Genomic DNA, 18,996 nt, shown 5'->3' on the forward strand with positions numbered 1-18,996 from the left:
TCAAGGCGAAGCTGGCCGGCATGGGCCTGGCCCTCAAGGACAGCCCGCCCGGATTCGACCCGACCGCCGCCGCGGACGCCTTCGGCGCCGACGACGACGCGGACGCGGGCTTCGTCGAGACCGAGCAGTACTGAGCCGCCGGGTCGGTCGTACCGACCCGGCTCTGAAGCACTGATAGCTGCCCGCAGGCGTCCGCCTGCGGGGTCCTGACACCGGTACCTGATACGGCCGGTGCAGATCTCAAGGAGAAACACGATGCCGAAGCCCACCAAGGGTGCCCGTCTGGGCGGCAGCGCCGCGCACGAGAAGCTGCTGCTCGCGAACCTCGCGAAGGCGCTGTTCGAGCACGGCCGCATCACCACGACCGAGGCGAAGGCACGCCGTCTGCGTCCGGTCGCCGAGCGTCTGGTCACGAAGGCGAAGAAGGGCGACATCCACAACCGTCGCCTGGTGCTCCAGACGATCACGGACAAGGGCGTCGTCCACACGCTCTTCACCGAGATCGCCCCGCGCTACGCCGAGCGTCCGGGTGGCTACACCCGGATCACGAAGATCGGCAACCGTCGTGGCGACAACGCCCCGATGGCCGTGATCGAGCTCGTCGAGGGCGAGATCGCCAAGAAGGCGACCGTCGCCGAGGCCGAGGCCGCCGCCAAGCGCGCGGTCAAGGAGGCCGAGGAGACCAAGGCCGAGGAGACCAAGGCCGAGGACGCCGCTGAGGCTCCGGCCGAGGAGTCCAAGGACGCCTGAGCGTTCTGACTGAGGCCGTAGAACGGGCCCGCTCCCCTCGTGGGGGCGGGCCCGTTCCACCCCCTGGACTTCTTCGCCCTGCTATCGCGGGGGGCCCAGGGGGACCTCCCAGAGGATGTGACACGTGAGTGACGACGTGAAGCCCGGGTTCGTACGGGTACGACTCGACCTGTCCTACGACGGCAGGGACTTCTCGGGCTGGGCCCGGCAGACCCGCGGCCAGCGGACCGTCCAGGGCGAGATCGAGGACGCGATCCGTACGGTGACCCGGTCGTCGCAGACATACGAACTGACGGTGGCCGGACGCACCGACGCCGGAGTTCACGCCCGGGGCCAGGTCGCCCATGTCGATCTCCCCGGGGAACTGTGGCAGGAGCACCGCGACAAGCTGCTGCGGCGGCTGGCGGGTCGGCTGTCCCACGACGTGCGGGTGTGGAAGGCGGAAGAGGCCCCGGCGGGCTTCAACGCCCGCTTCTCCGCGATCTGGCGGCGCTATGCCTACCGGGTGACCGACCAGCCCGGGGGCGTGGATCCGCTGCTGCGCGGCCATGTGCTGTGGCATGACTGGCCGCTGGACATGGACGCCATGAACGCGGCGGCCGAGCGGCTGCTCGGGGAGCACGACTTCGCGGCCTACTGCAAGAAGCGGGAGGGTGCCACGACCATCCGCACCCTCCAGGAGCTGCGCTGGGAGCGGGACCCGAGCGGGATCCTCACGGCCACCGTGAAAGCCGACGCCTTCTGCCACAACATGGTGCGTTCCCTGGTGGGCGCGATGCTGTTCGTCGGAGACGGGCACCGGCCGGTGGACTGGCCGGGGAAGGTGCTGGCGGCGGGCGTACGCGACTCGGCGGTGCACGTGGTGCGTCCGCACGGTCTGACGCTGGAGGAAGTGGGCTATCCGGCCGATGAGTTGCTGGCCGCGAGGAATCGTGAGGCCCGCAACAAGAGGACGCTGCCGCTCGCGGGCCCGTCCGCGGCTGCCGGCGGCTGCTGCTGAAGCCGCGCCACACGTACTGCGGCCCCTCACCCCGAGTCTCCCGGGGGAGGGGCCGCACCCGTATCCGGGTCAGAGCGCGGCGGCGTACTTGCGCAGCCAGTCGGTGAACGACGCCCCCAGCTCCGGGTGTTCGCAGGCCAGCTGCACCTGGGCCCGCAGATAGTCGCCCCGGTCGCCCGTGTCGTAGCGGCGGCCTTCGAAGACCACGCCGTGGACGGGTCCGTAGCGGTCGTCGGACGCCAGCGTGTGCAGGGCGTCGGTGAGCTGGATCTCGCCGCCCCGGCCGGGCGGGGTCTCGTGCAGCACCCCGAAGATCTCGGGATCGAGCACATAGCGGCCGATGACCGCGAGATTGCTCGGCGCGGTGCCCGGCGCGGGCTTCTCCACGAGACCGGAGAGCACGCGCACATCGCCGTCGGCGTCCCGGGTGGCGTCCCCGGGTGCCGGTGGCCGGACGATCGCGGAGCCGTAGAGGTGGATGCGGTCCTCGGGTACGGGCATCAGCGCCACGACGCTGCCGCCGAACTGCCGGCGTACCTCCACCATCCGGGCCAGCAGGGGGTCCCGCGGGTCGATCAGGTCGTCGCCCAGCAGCACGGCGAAGGGATTGCCGCCCACGTGCGCCTCGGCGCAGAGCACCGCGTGGCCGAGGCCCTTGGGGTCGCCCTGGCGTGCGTAGTGGACGGTGGCGAGCGAGCTGGACGCGCGGACCAGCGCGAGCCGGTCGGTGTCGCCCTTCGCCTGGAGGAGCGACTCCAGCTCATGGGCCCGGTCGAAGTGGTCTTCGAGGGCCCGCTTGTTACGCCCGGTGATCATCAGCACGTCGGTCAGACCGGCCGCGGCGGCCTCCTCGACCACGTACTGGATGGCGGGCTTGTCGACGACCGGGAGCATCTCCTTGGGAGTGGCCTTGGTCGCCGGAAGGAACCGGGTGCCGAGTCCGGCCGCCGGAATGACCGCCTTGATGACAGGTGCGTTGGCGGTGTGGTGCATGTGCATGTGCGTGTTCACGGCCGCGTGTGCGGGCCGTGGTCCCCCCATCTTTCTTGTGGTGCCCGCACATGATAGGGACCGAGAACCCCGGGATCAGGCGGTACGCCGACATCAGACGACATCGGATACGCATCAGATGGGTTTCTTATTCATGCCGATCGCTGACTGATGTTCAGTCAGTACTTCTTGATGGCTTGTGATCGAGGAGTTCGCTTCAGGGGGCGTGCCCCGCTTCACCGAGCCGCCGCGGCCTCCGCCTGCTGCTCGCCGCGCGCCACGATCTGCCGGAAGGTGAACTCCGCCAGATCGTCACCGGGCTGGAACGCCTTGCGGTCACCCTTGGTGACGGACTTTCCGTTGAGATAGCCCGTCGAGGTGAAGTAGGCGTACCTGCCGTAGGAATTGCCCACGAAGCGGCACACCGGGCCGCCCTTGCAGAAGCCGCCGACCCCCGAGCCCGACAGCGGGGCGATGTTCCTGGCCGATTTCTTGACCGCGGTCTGGGCCTTGGCCTCCGTGGGGAAGACGGCCACACCGATGGTGACGGCCACCCCGTCCCTCGTGTACGTGGCGCGGATCACCTGGTCGCAGCCATTGCCGGTGAGGGCGGCGCCCAGCGAACCCTGGGTGGCCGAGGCGCACGAGGTGGTGCGCGCGGTTGGGCCCTTGGTGTAGACGCGGTCGCCCATCGTCAGCTTCTTGCCCGGGAAGAGTGTGTCGGCGCTGAGCGGCGCCGTGTCCTTCCTCTCGTCCGAGATGAACTCCTTGGGGTTGGGCGGAGGCGGCGGCGCGACCGAGGAGAAGGACGGCTCCGCCCCTTTCTCTCCCGGCAGGTCAGGGGCGGTGGGAAGCTCACTCGCGGTCTTGCCGGAACCCTCGGTACCGCCCTCGCCGGACGAGACGACGGCCGTGGCCACCACCGTGGCTATCGCCGCGGTGGCGAGTGCGCCGCCGCCCATCAGCAGCCACTTCCTGCGGCGTGTTCGAGCAGCGGAGGCGTCGGCCAGCGCGGCCCAGTCCGGTGACTGCGACTGCTGGTCCCGCTGTCGGTACGACTCCAACGGTTCGAAGGCGTCAAACGACCCGGACTGATCGGACTGCCGGCGTGGCTCCTGCGGCCACTGCGGTCCCCCATAGCTCATGCCGCGCATCCTAAACCTGTTGGGCAAGTGCGTGTCCGGGAGTGACAATCCCCGCTATGGGACATCTTGAGGCCGGACATCTGGAGTACTACCTGCCGGACGGCCGACCGCTGCTGGGCGACATCTCCTTCCGGGTGGGGGAGGGAAGTGTGGCCGCGCTGGTCGGCCCCAACGGCGCGGGCAAGACCACCCTGCTGCGGCTGCTCTCCGGCGAGCTCAAGCCGCACGGCGGCACCGTGTCATCCAGCGGCGGCCTCGGAGTGATGCCGCAGTTCGTGGGCTCGGTACGGGACGAGCGCACCGTCCGCGACCTGCTGGTCTCCGTGGCCCAGCCGAGGATCAGGGAGGCCGCTCGGGCGGTCGACCAGGCCGAGCACCTGATCATGACCGTCGACGACGAGGCCGCGCAGATGCGGTACGCGCAGGCGCTCAGCGACTGGGCCGAGGCGCAGGGGTACGAGGCCGAGACGGTCTGGGACATGTGCACCATGGCCGCGCTCGGCGTCCCGTACGAGCAGGCCCAGTGGCGCCTGGTGCGCACGCTGTCGGGCGGTGAGCAGAAGCGGCTGGTGCTCGAGGCGCTGCTGCGCGGCCCCGACGAGGTGCTGCTGCTGGACGAGCCGGACAACTATCTGGACGTCCCGGGCAAGCGCTGGCTGGAGGAGCGGCTGGCGGAGACCCGCAAGACCGTGCTCTTCGTCTCCCACGACCGTGAGCTGCTGGCACGGGCCGCTCAGCGGATCGTCGCGGTGGAACCAGGGCCCGCGGGCAGCGACGTCTGGGTGCACGGTGAGGGGTTCGTCACTTTCCACCAGGCGCGGCGCGAGCGGTTCGCCCGCTTCGAGGAGCTGAAGCGGCGCTGGGACGAGGAGCACGCCCGCCTGAAGGCGCTGGTCCACAAGCTGCGCCAGCAGGCGGCCATCAGCCCCGACATGGCCTCGCGCTACCGGGCGATGCAGACCCGGCTGCGGAAGTTCGAGGAGGCCGGCCCGCCCCCGGAGCCGCCGCGCGAGCAGGACATCCGGATGCGGCTGCGCGGCGGCCGCACCGGGGTGCGTGCTGTGACCTGCGAGAACCTGGAGCTCAGCGGGCTGATGAAGCCCTTCTCGCTGGAAGTGTTCTACGGCGAGCGGGTCGCGGTGCTCGGCTCCAACGGCTCGGGGAAGTCCCACTTCCTTCGGCTGCTCGCGGGCGAGGCCGTGGCGCACACCGGGCTGTGGAAGATGGGCGCCCGGGTGGTCCCCGGCCACTTCGCCCAGACCCACGCCCACCCCGAGCTGATGGGACGGACCCTGGTCGACATCCTCTGGAAGGAGCACTCCAAGGACCGGGGCGGGGCGATGAGCGTCCTGCGCCGGTACGAGCTGGAGGGCCAGGGCGACCAGACCTTCGACCGGCTCTCGGGCGGTCAGCAGGCCAGGTTCCAGATCCTGCTCCTCGAGCTCCGTGGCACCACAGCGCTGCTGCTGGACGAGCCGACGGACAACCTGGACCTGGAGTCGGCCGAGGCGCTCCAGCAGGGCCTGGAGGCGTACGAGGGCACGGTGCTGGCCGTCACCCACGACCGCTGGTTCGCGAAGTCCTTCGACCGCTACCTCGTCTTCGGCTCCGACGGCCGGGTCCGTGAGACACCGGAGCCGGTGTGGGACGAGCGGCGGGTGGAGCGGGTGCGGTAGCGGGGCGGCCACGGGTGCGGTGGCCGGGTGGTGGCACGCTGTAGCCATCCCGGCTCCGTGCCCCCGGGGAGGACGTTTTGACCCGTGCGGGGGAGCGCGGGTATTCTGCTGGTTCGTTATGCGTATTGGCTTGCTCTATCTCACGTGAGGGGCCCTTACGCCGGTCCACCGGCCGATGACCAGCGGTATGCACTCGGGTTGCGTCGCCTGATGTGCTGCCATGGCTGTCGTGATCGTCCGGGTGGCCTTGTCAGGACCCCGTCCTCCGTGCCCTCGCGGGCCCGGCGGATCCCCATCACTGAAGAAGCGAAGGCTACGACCGTGCGTACGTACAGCCCCAAGCCCGGCGATGTGACGCGCCAGTGGCACGTCATCGACGCCCAGGACGTCGTTCTGGGTCGTCTGGCCACCACTGCTGCCACCCTCCTGCGGGGCAAGCACAAGCCGATCTACGCGCCCCACGTCGACGCTGGTGACTTCGTCATCATCATCAACGCGGACAAGGTGCACCTGTCCGGCAACAAGCGGACCCAGAAGCTGGCGTACCGCCACTCCGGCTACCCGGGTGGTCTGCGCTCCGTCCGCTACGACGAGCTGCTTGCGAAGAACCCCGAGAAGGCCGTCGAGAAGGCCGTCAAGGGCATGCTCCCGAAGAACACCCTGGGCCGTCAGATGCTCTCGAAGCTGAAGGTCTACTCGGGCGAGAACCACCCGCACGCTGCCCAGCAGCCGGTTCCGTTCGAGATCACCCAGGTCGCGCAGTAAGTCCGGCCACCCCCTAAGACGAAAAGAATCTGAGGAGCATCGTGGCCGAGACCACCGCTGAGTACCCCGTCGAGGGCGAAGAGACCTACGCCGAGGTCACCACCTTCGAGTCGGAGGTGCCCGTCGAGGGCGAGTACACCTCCGAGTCCCTCGCGTCCCGCTTCGGCGACCCGCAGCCGGCCGCCGGCCTGGGTCGTCGTAAGAACGCCATCGCCCGTGTCCGTATCGTTCCGGGCACCGGCAAGTGGAAGATCAACGGTCGCACCCTTGAGGACTACTTCCCCAACAAGGTGCACCAGCAGGAAGTCAACGAGCCCTTCAAGGTGCTCGAGCTCGACGACCGCTACGACGTCATCGCCCGTATCGCGGGTGGCGGCGTCTCCGGCCAGGCCGGCGCCCTGCGCCTCGGCGTGGCCCGCGCCCTGAACGAGGCGGACGTGGAGAACAACCGCGGCGCGCTCAAGAAGGCCGGCTTCCTGAGCCGCGACGACCGTGCGGTCGAGCGCAAGAAGGCCGGTCTCAAGAAGGCCCGTAAGGCCCCGCAGTACAGCAAGCGCTAATCCGCTGCTTGTACGGCATAGTTCGCCCCGGCGGCACTCGGTGCCGGCCGGGGCGTTCTGTTTCAACGGCTCTTGGCGGCAGATGCCGCTTTGCAGCCGCCTCGGGGGGACACAGCCCGGCGTTCCTGGGCGTATAAACGGCAAGACGGCACGGAGCTCCAAGCGGCTGGCATGGTCGGAGCGATTTCGGAGGAAACCAGTGGGACGACTCTTCGGCACGGACGGTGTGCGCGGTGTCGCCAACGCGGATCTGACGGCGGAGCTCGCGCTCGGTCTCTCGGTCGCGGCGGCGCACGTACTCGCCGAGGCGGGCACGTTCGAGGGCCATCGGCCGACGGCGGTGGTCGGACGTGACCCCCGCGCGTCCGGGGAGTTCCTGGAAGCCGCCGTCGTGGCGGGCCTCGCGAGTGCGGGCGTGGACGTCCTGAGGGTCGGCGTGCTGCCCACCCCGGCGGTGGCGTACCTCACCGGTGCGCTGGGCGCCGACCTCGGCGTGATGCTCTCCGCGAGCCACAACGCCATGCCCGACAACGGCATCAAGTTCTTCGCGCGCGGCGGCCACAAGCTCGCGGACGAGCTGGAGAACCGTATCGAGGCGGTCTACGAGGAGCACCGCACCGGCGCTCCCTGGGACCGGCCGACCGGCGCGGGCGTGGGCCGGGTACGCGACTACGACGAGGGCTTCGACAGGTACGTCGCCCACCTCATCGCGGTCCTGCCGAACCGTCTCGACGGGCTCAAGGTCGTCCTGGACGAGGCACACGGAGCGGCGGCCCGGGTGTCCCCCGAGGCCTTCGCCCGGGCGGGCGCCGAGGTCGTGACGATCGGCGCCGAGCCGGACGGCCTCAACATCAACGACAACTGCGGCTCGACCCATCTGGGTCCGCTCAAGGCCGCCGTGGTCGAGCACGGCGCCGCCTTCGGCATCGCGCACGACGGCGACGCCGACCGCTGCCTCGCCGTGGACGCCGAGGGCAACGAGATCGACGGCGACCAGATCCTCGCCGTGCTGGCCCTCGCGATGCGCGAGGCGGGCACCCTGCGCGGGGACACCGTGGTCGCGACCGTGATGTCGAACCTGGGCTTCAAGCTGGCGATGGAGGCCGAAGGCATCGCGCTGGTGCAGACCGCGGTCGGCGACCGCTACGTCCTGGAGTCCATGAAGGAGCACGGCTACGCACTCGGCGGCGAGCAGTCCGGCCATGTCATCGTGCTCGACCACGCCACCACGGGCGACGGCACCCTGACCGGTCTGATGCTGGCCGCCCGGGTCGTGGCGACCGGGCGTTCGCTGGCTGAGCTGGCCGCGGTGATGGACCGCCTTCCGCAGGTCCTGGTCAACGTCCCGGACGTGGACAGGTCCCGCGTCTCCACCTCCGCCGAGCTGGCGGCCGCGGTGTCCGACGCCGAACACGAGCTCGGCTCCACCGGGCGGGTGCTGCTGCGCCCCTCGGGTACGGAGCCGCTGGTCCGTGTGATGGTCGAGGCCGCGGATATCGAGCAGGCCCGGGCCGTCGCGGGGCGGCTTGCGGACGCGGTGAAGTCAGCACTGGGCTAGGCCGTGTCCGAGCAGTAGCGCCGTCCGCCCGGAAGGGGCTCGCGTCCGCGTGGCGGGGGGGGCCACGGTGCGCCGCCGCACCGTGGAAACCCACCCCCCCGCACCGCGAGGTCGGCGTCCACCCGGCCTGCAGGACGGGTAGGGCCCCGGGGTTTCCGGAGCCGTTCGGGCGAAGGGCGGGTGTCGCAGGGCAGCGGGCGGTCGCGGCGGTCGTACCTTCGTCCGGTATGACGTACGTGTCCGCAGACCGACCCAGCCGCCGTGCGGCCCTCGCCGGGCTCGTCGGTGGTGCGGGAGCCCTGATGACCTCCGGGTGCAGCTCGTCGGACGGGGCTTCGCCCGCGCAGGCGCCCACACCCAGCCGCAGTGGGCCGCAGCCCTCCGCAGCGGCGGGCGGTGGGCCCACCCCGGGGGCGATGACGCTGTTCAGGGACCCGGCGTACAACTTCAGCGGGTTGCTCGCACTCGGCGGAGCCGGCTCCGGGGCCGGCGAGGTGGGCGAGGTGCTCACCGCCGTGAACGCGATCAACAAGGCGGGGCTGTCCGCGCAGACGTATGTCGAGACCTTCAAGAAGCTCGGAGACCAGCTCGAGAAGGCCCCCCAGGGCAGCAAGGCCGACGCCCAGACCACGCGCTTCCGGGCGCTGAGGGCCGCGCAGTACTACGGCCAGGCGCTGTTCTTCGTGCTCGGTTCCGACGATCCGGGCAGCGAGGAACAGCTCTACCAGGCCGGACGCGACGCCTGGGACACGTTCTGCAAGGGCTGTGAACCGCCGCCGGTGACGGCGAACGTCCCGTACCAGAAGACCCCGCTGCCGGTGTGGTTCTTCCGGCCGGATACGGCCGACGAGCGCCGTCCGACGGTGATCCTGACCAACGGCAGCGACGGGCAGAATGTCGACATGTGGACGTACGGGGTCTCCGCGGCCCTGGACCGGGGCTGGAACGCGCTGGTGTACGACGGGCCGGGCCAGGGCCAGATGCTCTTCGTCGACCAGGTGGTGTTCAGCCCGACCTGGGAGAAGGTGGTCACCCCGCTCGTCGACTGGCTGGTCGCCCGCCCGGACGTGGACCCCGACAAGATCGCCCTCACCGGCCTGAGCATGGGCGGTGACCTCGCGCCCCGCGCCGCCGCGTTCGAGGAGCGGATCGCCGCACTGGTCGCGATGCCCGGCTGCCTGGAGCCCTGGCTCGGCTTTCCCCCGCAGCTCCGGGAGATCCTCACGCCGAGCAAGGAGGAGACCAACAACATCTGGAACAAGGAGGTCGTCCCCGAGCTGCCCCCGGACGCGGCGGCCACGATCAAGAAGCGCTTCGAGCCGTTCTCCATCCCGGCGATGCTCGCCGCCCGTCAGGGCAAGATGTTCACCGACTTCTACACACCCGCCACGCGTGTCGAGGCCCTGACGATCACCGGCATCGTCGGCCGTATCAAGGCGCCCACGCTGGTCCTGGACTACGACGACGAGCAGTTCTATCCCGGCCAGCCGCGCGAGATGTACGAGAAGCTCACCTCACCCAAGGACTACGTGAAGCTGACCAGGGCCCAGGGCGCCCAGCTGCACTGCTCCCCGATGGCCCCGCAGACGCACTGCGAGGTCGTCTTCGACTGGCTGGGGGAGACCCTCTCAGTGAGCTGACATCCGCGACATACGGCGCTTCTGGATGCTCCACAGCCACTTCTGCGTCAGCAGCGTGAGCGTCCCGGCCAGGATGATCCCGAGCAGGTTCAGCAGCAGCTGCTCGCTGGAGCCCCAGGCCTGGCGGTACTCGCTGTAGCTGAAGGCCACGGCGGCGTTCGCCGCAGCCGGGACCGTGGTCACCGAGATCGCCACACCCACCAGGGCGCCCGACTTCGCCGACGTCAGAGAGAGCGTGCCGGCGATACCGGCAAGCACCGCGACGACGAACGAGAACGCGTCGGGATGGTAGATGAAGGCGGTGTTGGGCCGCTCGGCCTTGAGCATCGAGGTCTCGAACAGTCCGATCCCGGTCATGAGGTAGCTGAAGGCGATCGTGACCAGCATGGCCGCCGCGAAGCCCGCGATCAACGCCACCAGAGAGCGCCAGGCGAGCCGCGGCAGCCGCTGCACGATCGCCGTGCTCAGGCCCGCCAGCGGGCCGAACTCGGGTCCGACGGCCATCGCGCCCACGATCAGGATCGCGTTGTCGAGCACCACGCCGCAGGCGGCGATCATCGTCGCCAGCGCGAGGAACACCAGGTAGGTGACGGTGAGCGTCGACTCCTCGCTGGTGGCGTCGGTGAGCTGTTCCCACAGCACCGCGTCGGCGCCTTCTCCCGGAGCCTCCTTCTCGGCCTTGTCGGCGCGCTTGGACAGCGACAGGTCGACGCTCTCGACGGAGATGGCGCCCTCCCGGTCCAGACCGAGCTCCCGCAGCCGCCCGATCAGGGCGTCCCCGGCCTCGCGCGCCACGTCGCACAGCACCAGATCTCCTGCCGGGTTGCGTGCGGCACCCGGGATGACGACGAGATGGGTCGTGCCGACCGTCTTCTCGACGGTGTGGACCACCGTGTCGGTCCGGTCGGGCGGGACGATCATGCGCAGGTGCAGCACAAGGGAGCTCCTCAGAGTTTGCGCAGGGACAGCCGCTGGACCTTGTGGTCCGGGCCCTTGCGTACGACGAGCGTCGCACGGCCCCGGGTGGGGGCCACGTTCTCCAGAAGGTTCACCTTGTTGATCGTGCGCCACATGGTGCGGGCGTACTCCAGCGCTTCCTCCTCCGAGACCTGGGTGTACTTCCTGAAGTACGAGAACGGGTTCTGGAACGCCGTCTCGCGCAGCTTCCGGAAACGGTTGAGGTACCAGCGCTCGATGTCCTCGGGGCGGGCGTCCACGTACACGGAGAAGTCGAAGTAGTCGGCGAGTCCCACCCGGGTGCGGCCGTCCTGGCCGGGCAGGGCCGGCTGGAGGACGTTGAGGCCTTCCACGATCAGGATGTCCGGACGGCGCACCGTGAGGCGCTGGCCCGGCACGATGTCGTAGATCAGATGAGAGTAGACGGGGGCGCTGACCTCGTCCTTGCCCGCCTTGATGTCGGCGACGAAGCGGGTCAGGGCCCGCCGGTCGTACGACTCGGGGAAGCCCTTGCGGGACATCAGCCCGCGGCTCTCAAGCTCCTTCATCGGGTAGAGGAAGCCGTCGGTGGTGACCAGCTCCACCCTCGGGTGCTCGGGCCAGCGGGCCAGCAGCGCCTGGAGCAGACGGGCGACCGTGGACTTGCCGACGGCGACCGAGCCCGCCACGCCTATGACGAACGGTGTCCCGCGCTGGGTGCCGTGGCCGTTGCCCGCCTCGCCGAGGAAGGTGTTCAGCGCCCCGCGGAGGTTGGCGGTGGCACCCACGTACAGATTGAGCAGCCGGGACAGCGGCAGATAGATGTCCCTGACCTCGTCCAGGTCGATGACATCACCGAGCCCGCGCAGCTTTTCGACCTCGGCCGCGCTCAGGGACAGCGGCGTCCTCTCGCGCAGCGCGCTCCACTCCGCGCGGGTGAGGTCGACGTAGGGGGACGACTCGGCCCGGTCGGGCTTGCGGCTTCGTGGCGGCGAAGTGATCACATGCTCATTGTCGGTGCAGCGGCGTCCGAACGCGGCGTGGCATCGCTCACGCCGTAGGCTGCGGGACATGTGCGGAATCGTGGGTTACGTGGGAGCGCAGTCCGCGCTCGATGTCGTCATCGCCGGCCTCAAACGGCTGGAGTACCGGGGCTATGACTCGGCGGGCGTCGCCGTGCTCGCCGACGGTGGGCTGGCCGCGGCCAAGAGGGCGGGCAAGCTGCTCAACCTGGAGAAGGAGCTGACCGACCGGCCGCTGCCCAGCGGGTCGACCGGCATCGGGCACACCCGGTGGGCCACCCACGGCGGCCCGACGGACACCAACGCCCACCCGCACATCGACAACGCGGGCCGGGTCGCCGTCGTCCACAACGGCATCATCGAGAACTTCGCCGCGCTGCGCGGCGAGCTGGCCGACCGCGGACACGACCTGGCGTCCGAGACCGACACCGAGGTCGTGGCCCATCTGCTCGCCGAGGAGTTCTCGTCCTGCGGTGAACTGGCCGAGGCGATGCGGCTGGTGTGCAAGCAGCTCGAAGGCGCCTTCACCCTTGTCGCCGTGCACGCCGACGAGCCGGACGTGGTGGTCGGCGCCCGCCGTAACTCGCCGCTGGTCGTGGGGGTCGGGGACGGCGAGGCCTTCCTGGCCTCCGACGTGGCCGCGTTCATCGCGTACACCCGTTCCGCGATCGAGCTGGGCCAGGACCAGGTCGTCGAACTGCGGCGCGACAGCGTGACGGTCACCGACTTCGAGGGCGCACCGGCCGAGGTGCGGTCGTACCACGTGGACTGGGACGCCTCCGCCGCCGAGAAGGGCGGCTACGACTACTTCATGCTCAAGGAGATCGCCGAGCAGCCGAAGGCGGTCGCCGACACTCTCCTCGGGCGGATCGACGCGGGTGGCTCGCTCACCCTGGACGAGGTGCGGATCCCCGCGTCCGTGCTCAGGGAGGCCCAGAAGGTCGTGATCGTGGCGTGCGGTACGGCCTTCCACGCCGGGCTCATCGCCAAGTACGCCATCGAGCACTGGACCCGCATCCCCTGCGAGGTGGAGCTGGCCAGCGAGTTCCGCTACCGGGACCCGATCCTGGACCACCGCACCCTGGTGATCGCCATCTCGCAGTCCGGCGAGACGATGGACACCCTGATGGCCCTGCGCCACGCGCGCGAACAGGGCGCGAAGGTGCTGGCCGTCTGCAACACCAACGGATCCACGATCCCCCGCGAGTCGGACGCGGTGCTCTACACACACGCGGGACCCGAGGTGGCCGTCGCCTCGACCAAGGCCTTCCTCACCCAGCTCGTGGCCTGCTACCTGGTGGCGCTCTACCTCGGTCAGGTGCGCGGCACCAAGTGGGGGGACGAGATCCGCGCGGTCATCCGCGACCTCGCCGAGATCGCCCGCGAGGTGGAGCAGGTCCTGGAGACCATGGAGCCGGTGCGCGCGCTGGCCCGCTCGCTCGCAGGCAAGAACACGGTGCTGTTCCTCGGGCGGCACGTGGGCTATCCCGTCGCCCTCGAAGGCGCGCTCAAGCTCAAGGAACTCGCCTACATGCACGCCGAGGGCTTCGCGGCCGGCGAGCTGAAGCACGGCCCGATCGCCCTCATCGAACAGGACCTGCCGGTCGTGGTGGTCGTGCCGTCGCCGCGCAGCCGCTCGGTGCTGCACGGGAAGATCGTGTCGAACATCCAGGAGATCCGGGCCCGTGGCGCGCGCACGATCGTGATCGCCGAGGAGGGTGACGAGGCGGTCGTGCCGTACGCGGACCACCTGATCCGCATCCCCGCGACCCCCGCGCTGCTCCAGCCGCTGGTGGCGACCGTGCCGCTCCAGGTGTTCGCCTGCGAGCTGGCCACGGCCCGGGGCAACGAGGTGGACCAGCCGCGCAACCTGGCGAAGTCGGTCACCGTCGAATGATCATCGGGGTGGGGATCGACGTCGCCGAGATCGACCGCTTCGGCGAGGCACTACGGCGCACACCGGCCCTCGCGGACCGTCTCTTCCTCGACAGCGAGCTGCTCCTTCCCAGCGGCGAACGCCGCGGCACCGCCTCCCTCGCGGCCCGGTTCGCCGCGAAGGAGGCCGTCGCGAAGGCACTGGGCGCCCCCGCTGGCCTGTTGTGGACCGACTGCGAGGTCTACGTCGAGGAGTCCGGCCAGCCCCGCCTGCGGGTCACCGGGACGGTGGCGGACGCGGCGGTGGTACGGGGGGTGCGGACCTGGCACGTCTCGCTGAGCCATGACGCGGGCGTGGCGTCGGCGATGGTGATCGCGGAGGGGTAGTGGGCCGGGCTCGCGCCGGGGGGCGGCACACCGTGCGACCCGAGTCCGCACCCCGCGGACGCGACACGCGGCAGACTCTGAGCATGCGTCATGCCTACCGCGTGGAAACCGTCCGCCAAGCCGAAGCCCGCCTCATGTCCCGCCTCCCCGAAGGCGCCCTCATGCAACGAGCCGCCGCAGGGCTCGCCGCCGCCGTGGCGGGGCTGCTGCCTCGTGTCTACGGGGCCCGGATCGTGCTGCTGGTGGGCAGTGGGGACAACGGGGGCGACGCCCTCTACGCGGGGGTGCGGCTCGCCCGCAGGGGGGCGCGCGTGGACGCGGTGCTCATCGCCCCGGGGAAGGCGCACAAGGGCGGGCTCGACGCGCTGGTCAAAGCGGGCGGCCACATCCCCGACGACCCGTACCAGGTGCTCGCCGCCGCCGACCTGGTGCTGGACGGGATCACCGGCATCGGCGGCCACGGCGGCCTCCGCCCCGAGGCCGTGCCCCTGGCCCGTGCCGCCCGCGGCTCCGGCGCGCTCGTGGTCGCCGTCGACCTGCCCAGCGGGATCGAGGCGGACACGGGCGAAGTCGAGGGGGAGGCGCTGCGGGCCGATGCGACGGTCACCTTCGGCACGTACAAGCCGGGACTGCTGATCGACCCGGCCCACGCCCGCACGGGGGCGGTACGGCTCATCGACATCGGCCTGGAGCCGTACCTGCCGTCCGTGCCCGATGCCGAGGCCCTGCAACACGCGGATGTGGCACAGCTCTTGCCGGTGCCCGGGACGGAGAGCGACAAGTACCGCCGCGGGGTCGTCGGTGTGGTCGCCGGTTCCGCCCGCTATCCGGGCGCCGCCGTCCTCGCGGTGGCCGGCGCACTGCGCGCCGGTGCCGGAGCGGTGCGGTACGTGGGTCCCGCGGCGGACGCCGTCATCGCCCGGTTCCCGGAGACCCTGGTGCACGGCTGGCCGCCTTCGAAGGCGGGGCGGGTCCAGGCCTGGGTCGTCGGGCCCGGCCTGGGTGACGGCCCCGGTGTGGAGGAGGTGCTCGACTCGGACGTACCGGTGCTGGTGGACGCCGACGGGCTGCGGGCCCTCGACCCGGCCGCGGTCAGGGCCCGTACGGCACCGACCCTGCTCACCCCCCATGCGGGCGAGGCCGCCGCCCTGCTCGGCGTGTCGCGCGAGCGGGTCGAGGGCGCGCGGCTCGCCGCCGTGCGGAAGCTGGCGGAGACGTACGGCGCGACGGTGCTGCTCAAGGGCTCGACGACCCTCGTCGCCGACCCGGACCCGCACCGGCAGGTCCGGGTGAACGCGACGGGCACGTCCTGGCTGGCGACCGCGGGGAGCGGGGACGTGCTCTCGGGGCTGACCGGATCCCTGCTCGCCGCCGGCCTCGAACCGTTCGACGCCGCGTCGGTGGGCGCGTATCTGCACGGGCTCGCGGGCCGGCTCGCGTCCCGTGACGCCCCCGTGTCGGCCCACGACGTGGCCACGGCGATCCCCCGGGCGTGGCGGGACACGACCGCGCCGTGAGAGTGGCTCGAGCGCGGCGCGACACACCGCACCCTGAGGCGCCGCACGACCACGCTTCGCCGCGCTCCATGACCACACCCTGATACGCGCGGGTGACCAGGACCACTCGCGGTCGTTGCCGTACGAACTATGCCGGGGGCCTCTGAGACACTGGGCCGCGATGAACCAGAACGCACCTTTCCGAGCCCGCGCCGAGATCGACCTCGCCGCCCTGCGCGACAACGTCCGCGCACTGCGCGCGATGGCGCCCCGCGCTGCCGTGATGGCCGTGGTGAAGGCCGACGCGTACGGACACGGAATGGTGCCCTGTGCGAAGGCCGCGCTCGCCGCGGGCGCGACCTGGATCGGTACCGCGACCCCCGAGGAGGCGCTCGCGCTGCGGGCCGCGGGGATCGAGGGCCGGGTGATGTGCTGGCTCTGGACCCCCGGTGGGCCCTGGCGGGAGGCCGTCGAGGCGGATCTGGACATGGGGGTGAGCGACCCCTGGGCGCTGGGCGAGGTGGTGCACGCCGCGCGTGAGGCGGGCCGTACGGCCAGGATCCAGCTCAAGGCCGACACAGGCCTCGGCCGGGGCGGCAGCCAGCCGGCCGACTGGGCCGCACTGGTCGCGGAGGCCCGCGCCGCCGAGGCGACGGGCAGTGTCAGGGTCACCGGCCTGTGGTCCCACTTCGCCTGCGCCGACGAGCCTGGCCACCCCTCCATCGCCGCTCAACTCTCCGTCTTCAAGGATCTGGTGGCCTACGCGGAGAAGGAGGGCATCAAGCCGGAGGTGCGGCACATCGCCAACTCCCCGGCCACACTGACGCTGCCCGAGACCCATCTCGACCTGGTGCGTACGGGGATCGCGATGTACGGCATCTCGCCGAGTCCGGAGCTCGGCACGCCCGCCGACTTCGGTCTGCGGCCGGTGATGACGCTCAAGGCGTCCGTGGCGCTGGTCAAGGGTGTGCCCGCGGGCCACGGGGTCAGCTACGGGCACCACTACATCACCGACACGGAGACCGCGCTCGGCCTGGTTCCCGTCGGTTACGCGGACGGCATCCCGCGCAACGCGTCGGGCCGTGGCCCGGTCCTGGTGGGCGGGGCCTGGCGGCGGGTGGCCGGGCGGGTCGCCATGGACCAGTTCGTGGTGGACCTCGGTCCGGACGGCGCGGACCGGGTCCGGGAGGGGGACGCCGCGGTGCTGTTCGGCCCCGGCGGCCGGGGCGAGCCGACCGCGGAGGACTGGGCGGAGGCGGCGGACACGATCGCCTACGAGATCGTGACCCGGATCGGGGCACGGGTGCCGCGCGTCCATCTCAACGAGCTCGACGAACTCAACGAGTAACGACCCCAACCGACCGACCTATAGGAGCAGGCACGGTGAGCGAGAGCAGCGCGGGGGACATGGCGGCGGCGGTGACCGACGCGGCCATGGGCAACTGGCGCCGGGCGGGCTTCGCCGGCGCCGCCATAGGGGTGATCGCCGCCGGTGCGGCGGCGGGCGTCGCCATAGAGCGGATGACCGTGGGCCGCGGGATGCGGCGCAAGGCACGGCTCGCGCTGGACGCGTCGGGCCCCTATGGATCGCTGCGCGGCACACCGGGCCGGGCGACCTCGGACGACGGCACGACCCTCTACTTCGAGACCGACGAGGTGGACCCGGACGCGGGGGGTGTCGGGCCGCGCAGGCGCCGGCTGTTCGGCCGCAAGTCGCCCGCGCCGGTCACCGTCGTCTTCAGCCATGGCTACTGCCTCAGCCAGGACTCCTGGCACTTCCAGCGGGCAGCCCTGCGCGGGCTGGTCCGCACCGTCCACTGGGACCAGCGCAGTCACGGCCGTTCGGGCCGTGGGACGGCGCAGTCGGGCCCCGACGGGTTGCCGGTATCGATCGATCAGCTGGGCCGGGACCTGAAGGCGGTCGTCGACGCGGCGGCCCCGGACGGCCCGCTGGTGCTGGTGGGCCACTCGATGGGCGGAATGACGCTGATGGCGCTGGCCGACGCGTATCCCGAGCTCATCCGGGAGCGCGTGGTCGGTGTCGCCTTCGTGGGGACGTCGGCGGGCGGGCTCGGCGAGGTGAACTACGGGCTGCCGGTCGCGGGTGTGAACGTGGTACGGCGGGTGCTGCCGGGCGTGCTGAAGGCGCTGGGCTCCCAGGCGGAGCTGGTCGAGCGGGGGCGGCGGGCCACGGCCGACCTCTTCGCGGGTCTGATCAAGCGCTACTCGTTCAGCTCGAAGGACGTGGACCCGGCGGTGGCCCGGTTCGCCGAACGCATGATCGAGGGAACCCCGATCGATGTGGTCGCCGAGTTCTATCCGGCCTTCGCCGAGCACGACAAGGCGGCGGCGCTGGACGTGTTCCAGGAGGTCCCGGTGCTGGTGCTGGCCGGCGACAGGGACCTGGTCACGCCCAGCGCGCACAGTGAGGCGATCGCGGACCTGCTGCCCGACTCGGAACTGGTGATCGTCCCGGACGCCGGGCACCTGGTGATGCTGGAGCACCCCGTGGTGGTCACGGACCGCCTCGCGGACCTGCTGGTGCGGGTCGGGGCGGTGCCGGCAGCGGCTAACGTTGGCACGTATGGAAGCACCCCAGAGCCCGGCTGACACGGCCGCCGCCCGTCTCACCCTCACCTCCCCGGATCAGATGCAGGAGCTGGGCCGCAGGCTCGCCAAGCTGCTGCGGCCCGGTGATCTCGTCATGCTCAGCGGTGAGCTCGGCGCGGGGAAGACGACCCTGACACGCGGGCTGGGCGAGGGCCTCGGGGTGCGCGGCGCGGTGACCTCGCCGACGTTCGTGATCGCCCGGGTGCACCCCTCGCTGGTCGGCGGCCCGGCCCTGGTCCATGTGGACGCCTACCGGCTGGGCGGGGGGCTGGACGAGATGGAGGACCTCGACCTCGATGTCTCGCTGCCGGATTCCGTGGTGGTGGTGGAGTGGGGCGACGGCAAGGTCGAGGATCTCTCCGACGACCGGCTGCACGTGGTGATCCACCGGGTCGTCGGCAGCACGGACGACGAGCGCCGCACGGTCACCCTCACGGGGATCGGACCGCGCTGGGCCGGTGCGGGTGTCGCCGGGCTCTCCGCCTGAGCGGCGCACGTCTCCTCGAGCGTCACTTCGGGCGTCTCCCCGAGCGGCATCCGATTGTGTACGTTCCGACAAGACGTCGGCAAAATGTTGCGCCCCTGG

At 71.0% G+C, this 18,996-nt stretch carries 17 protein-coding genes and 1 pseudogene; 14 read left to right on the forward strand and 4 right to left on the reverse strand.

Translation table 11 applies throughout. The features are described 5' to 3' along the window. The 3 genes and pseudogenes from ABZ532_RS07005 to truA all read left to right on the forward strand — a co-directional run. Positions 1–134: pseudogene (locus ABZ532_RS07005) on the forward strand (DNA-directed RNA polymerase subunit alpha); the annotation flags it as partial. Positions 135–255: 121 nt separating this feature from the next. Further along, positions 256–750, forward strand: coding sequence for a 50S ribosomal protein L17 (rplQ, locus tag ABZ532_RS07010; protein WP_361280132.1), 495 nt, complete (start codon positions 256–258; stop codon positions 748–750). Positions 751–874: 124 nt separating this feature from the next. Then, entirely contained in the window at positions 875–1,750 is an 876-nt protein-coding gene (gene truA / locus ABZ532_RS07015; RefSeq protein WP_361280134.1) for a tRNA pseudouridine(38-40) synthase TruA, read from the forward strand. Between the two features lie 69 nt (positions 1,751–1,819). Here the strand turns inward: truA and ABZ532_RS07020 are convergent, their stop codons facing one another. Continuing rightward, positions 1,820–2,743: a UTP--glucose-1-phosphate uridylyltransferase gene (locus ABZ532_RS07020; RefSeq protein ID WP_361280459.1), complete on the reverse strand. Its 924-nt coding sequence runs from the start codon at positions 2,741–2,743 to the stop codon at positions 1,820–1,822. A 233-nt stretch (positions 2,744–2,976) separates the two neighbouring features. Beyond that, positions 2,977–3,885 carry a hypothetical protein gene (locus tag ABZ532_RS07025; protein ID WP_361280135.1) on the reverse strand — a complete coding sequence of 303 codons (909 nt, stop codon included), beginning with the start codon at positions 3,883–3,885 and terminating at the stop codon, positions 2,977–2,979. 56 nt (positions 3,886–3,941) lie between these two features. Between ABZ532_RS07025 and ABZ532_RS07030 the strand changes: the two genes are divergently transcribed. The 5 genes from ABZ532_RS07030 (at position 3,942) to ABZ532_RS07050 (ending at position 10,084) form a co-directional block, all read left to right on the forward strand. Beyond that, entirely contained in the window at positions 3,942–5,561 is a 1,620-nt protein-coding gene (locus ABZ532_RS07030; RefSeq protein ID WP_361280137.1) for an ATP-binding cassette domain-containing protein, read from the forward strand. A 321-nt stretch (positions 5,562–5,882) separates the two neighbouring features. Beyond that, on the forward strand, positions 5,883–6,326 hold the full coding sequence (gene rplM, locus ABZ532_RS07035) for a 50S ribosomal protein L13 (RefSeq protein WP_361280138.1): 444 nt from the start codon (positions 5,883–5,885) through the stop codon (positions 6,324–6,326). Between the two features lie 41 nt (positions 6,327–6,367). Further along, complete coding sequence (gene rpsI / locus ABZ532_RS07040; protein WP_361280139.1) at positions 6,368–6,886, forward strand: 30S ribosomal protein S9; 519 nt, start codon at positions 6,368–6,370, stop codon at positions 6,884–6,886. Between the two features lie 199 nt (positions 6,887–7,085). Then, positions 7,086–8,444 carry a phosphoglucosamine mutase gene (gene glmM, locus ABZ532_RS07045; RefSeq protein WP_361280140.1) on the forward strand — a complete coding sequence of 453 codons (1,359 nt, stop codon included), beginning with the start codon at positions 7,086–7,088 and terminating at the stop codon, positions 8,442–8,444. Positions 8,445–8,671: 227 nt separating this feature from the next. Then, positions 8,672–10,084, forward strand: coding sequence for an alpha/beta hydrolase (locus ABZ532_RS07050; RefSeq protein WP_361280141.1), 1,413 nt, complete (start codon positions 8,672–8,674; stop codon positions 10,082–10,084). On the opposite strand, the gene ABZ532_RS07055 is transcribed toward ABZ532_RS07050, so the two are convergent. Together ABZ532_RS07055 and coaA are read right to left on the reverse strand one after the other, a co-directional pair. After that, positions 10,073–11,020 carry a DUF389 domain-containing protein gene (locus tag ABZ532_RS07055; RefSeq protein ID WP_361280142.1) on the reverse strand — a complete coding sequence of 316 codons (948 nt, stop codon included), beginning with the start codon at positions 11,018–11,020 and terminating at the stop codon, positions 10,073–10,075. The genes ABZ532_RS07050 and ABZ532_RS07055 overlap by 12 nt on opposite strands. An 11-nt stretch (positions 11,021–11,031) precedes the next feature. Next, entirely contained in the window at positions 11,032–12,024 is a 993-nt protein-coding gene (gene coaA / locus ABZ532_RS07060) for a type I pantothenate kinase (RefSeq protein WP_361280460.1), read from the reverse strand. Positions 12,025–12,091: 67 nt separating this feature from the next. Here coaA and glmS point away from each other — a divergent pair, with 67 nt between their 5' ends. From glmS to tsaE, 6 genes are all read left to right on the forward strand, one after another. Then, positions 12,092–13,939 (forward strand): glutamine--fructose-6-phosphate transaminase (isomerizing), encoded by a 1,848-nt coding sequence (glmS, locus tag ABZ532_RS07065; protein WP_361280143.1) that lies wholly within the window; start codon positions 12,092–12,094, stop codon positions 13,937–13,939. Continuing rightward, positions 13,936–14,304 (forward strand): holo-ACP synthase, encoded by a 369-nt coding sequence (locus tag ABZ532_RS07070; protein ID WP_361280144.1) that lies wholly within the window; start codon positions 13,936–13,938, stop codon positions 14,302–14,304. Before glmS ends, ABZ532_RS07070 begins: the two co-directional genes overlap by 4 nt. 83 nt (positions 14,305–14,387) lie before the next feature. Next, positions 14,388–15,821 carry an NAD(P)H-hydrate dehydratase gene (locus tag ABZ532_RS07075; RefSeq protein WP_361280145.1) on the forward strand — a complete coding sequence of 478 codons (1,434 nt, stop codon included), beginning with the start codon at positions 14,388–14,390 and terminating at the stop codon, positions 15,819–15,821. A gap of 160 nt (positions 15,822–15,981) precedes the next feature. Continuing rightward, positions 15,982–17,148 carry an alanine racemase gene (alr, locus tag ABZ532_RS07080; RefSeq protein ID WP_361280146.1) on the forward strand — a complete coding sequence of 389 codons (1,167 nt, stop codon included), beginning with the start codon at positions 15,982–15,984 and terminating at the stop codon, positions 17,146–17,148. Between the two features lie 35 nt (positions 17,149–17,183). After that, positions 17,184–18,410 carry an alpha/beta hydrolase gene (locus tag ABZ532_RS07085; protein ID WP_361280147.1) on the forward strand — a complete coding sequence of 409 codons (1,227 nt, stop codon included), beginning with the start codon at positions 17,184–17,186 and terminating at the stop codon, positions 18,408–18,410. Further along, on the forward strand, positions 18,385–18,897 hold the full coding sequence (gene tsaE, locus ABZ532_RS07090; RefSeq protein WP_361280149.1) for a tRNA (adenosine(37)-N6)-threonylcarbamoyltransferase complex ATPase subunit type 1 TsaE: 513 nt from the start codon (positions 18,385–18,387) through the stop codon (positions 18,895–18,897). Before ABZ532_RS07085 ends, tsaE begins: the two co-directional genes overlap by 26 nt. Positions 18,898–18,996 lie beyond the last annotated feature (99 nt).

It is taken from the genome of Streptomyces sp. NPDC019396 (assembly GCF_040632375.1).
Classification (GTDB): Bacteria; Actinomycetota; Actinomycetes; order Streptomycetales; family Streptomycetaceae; genus Streptomyces.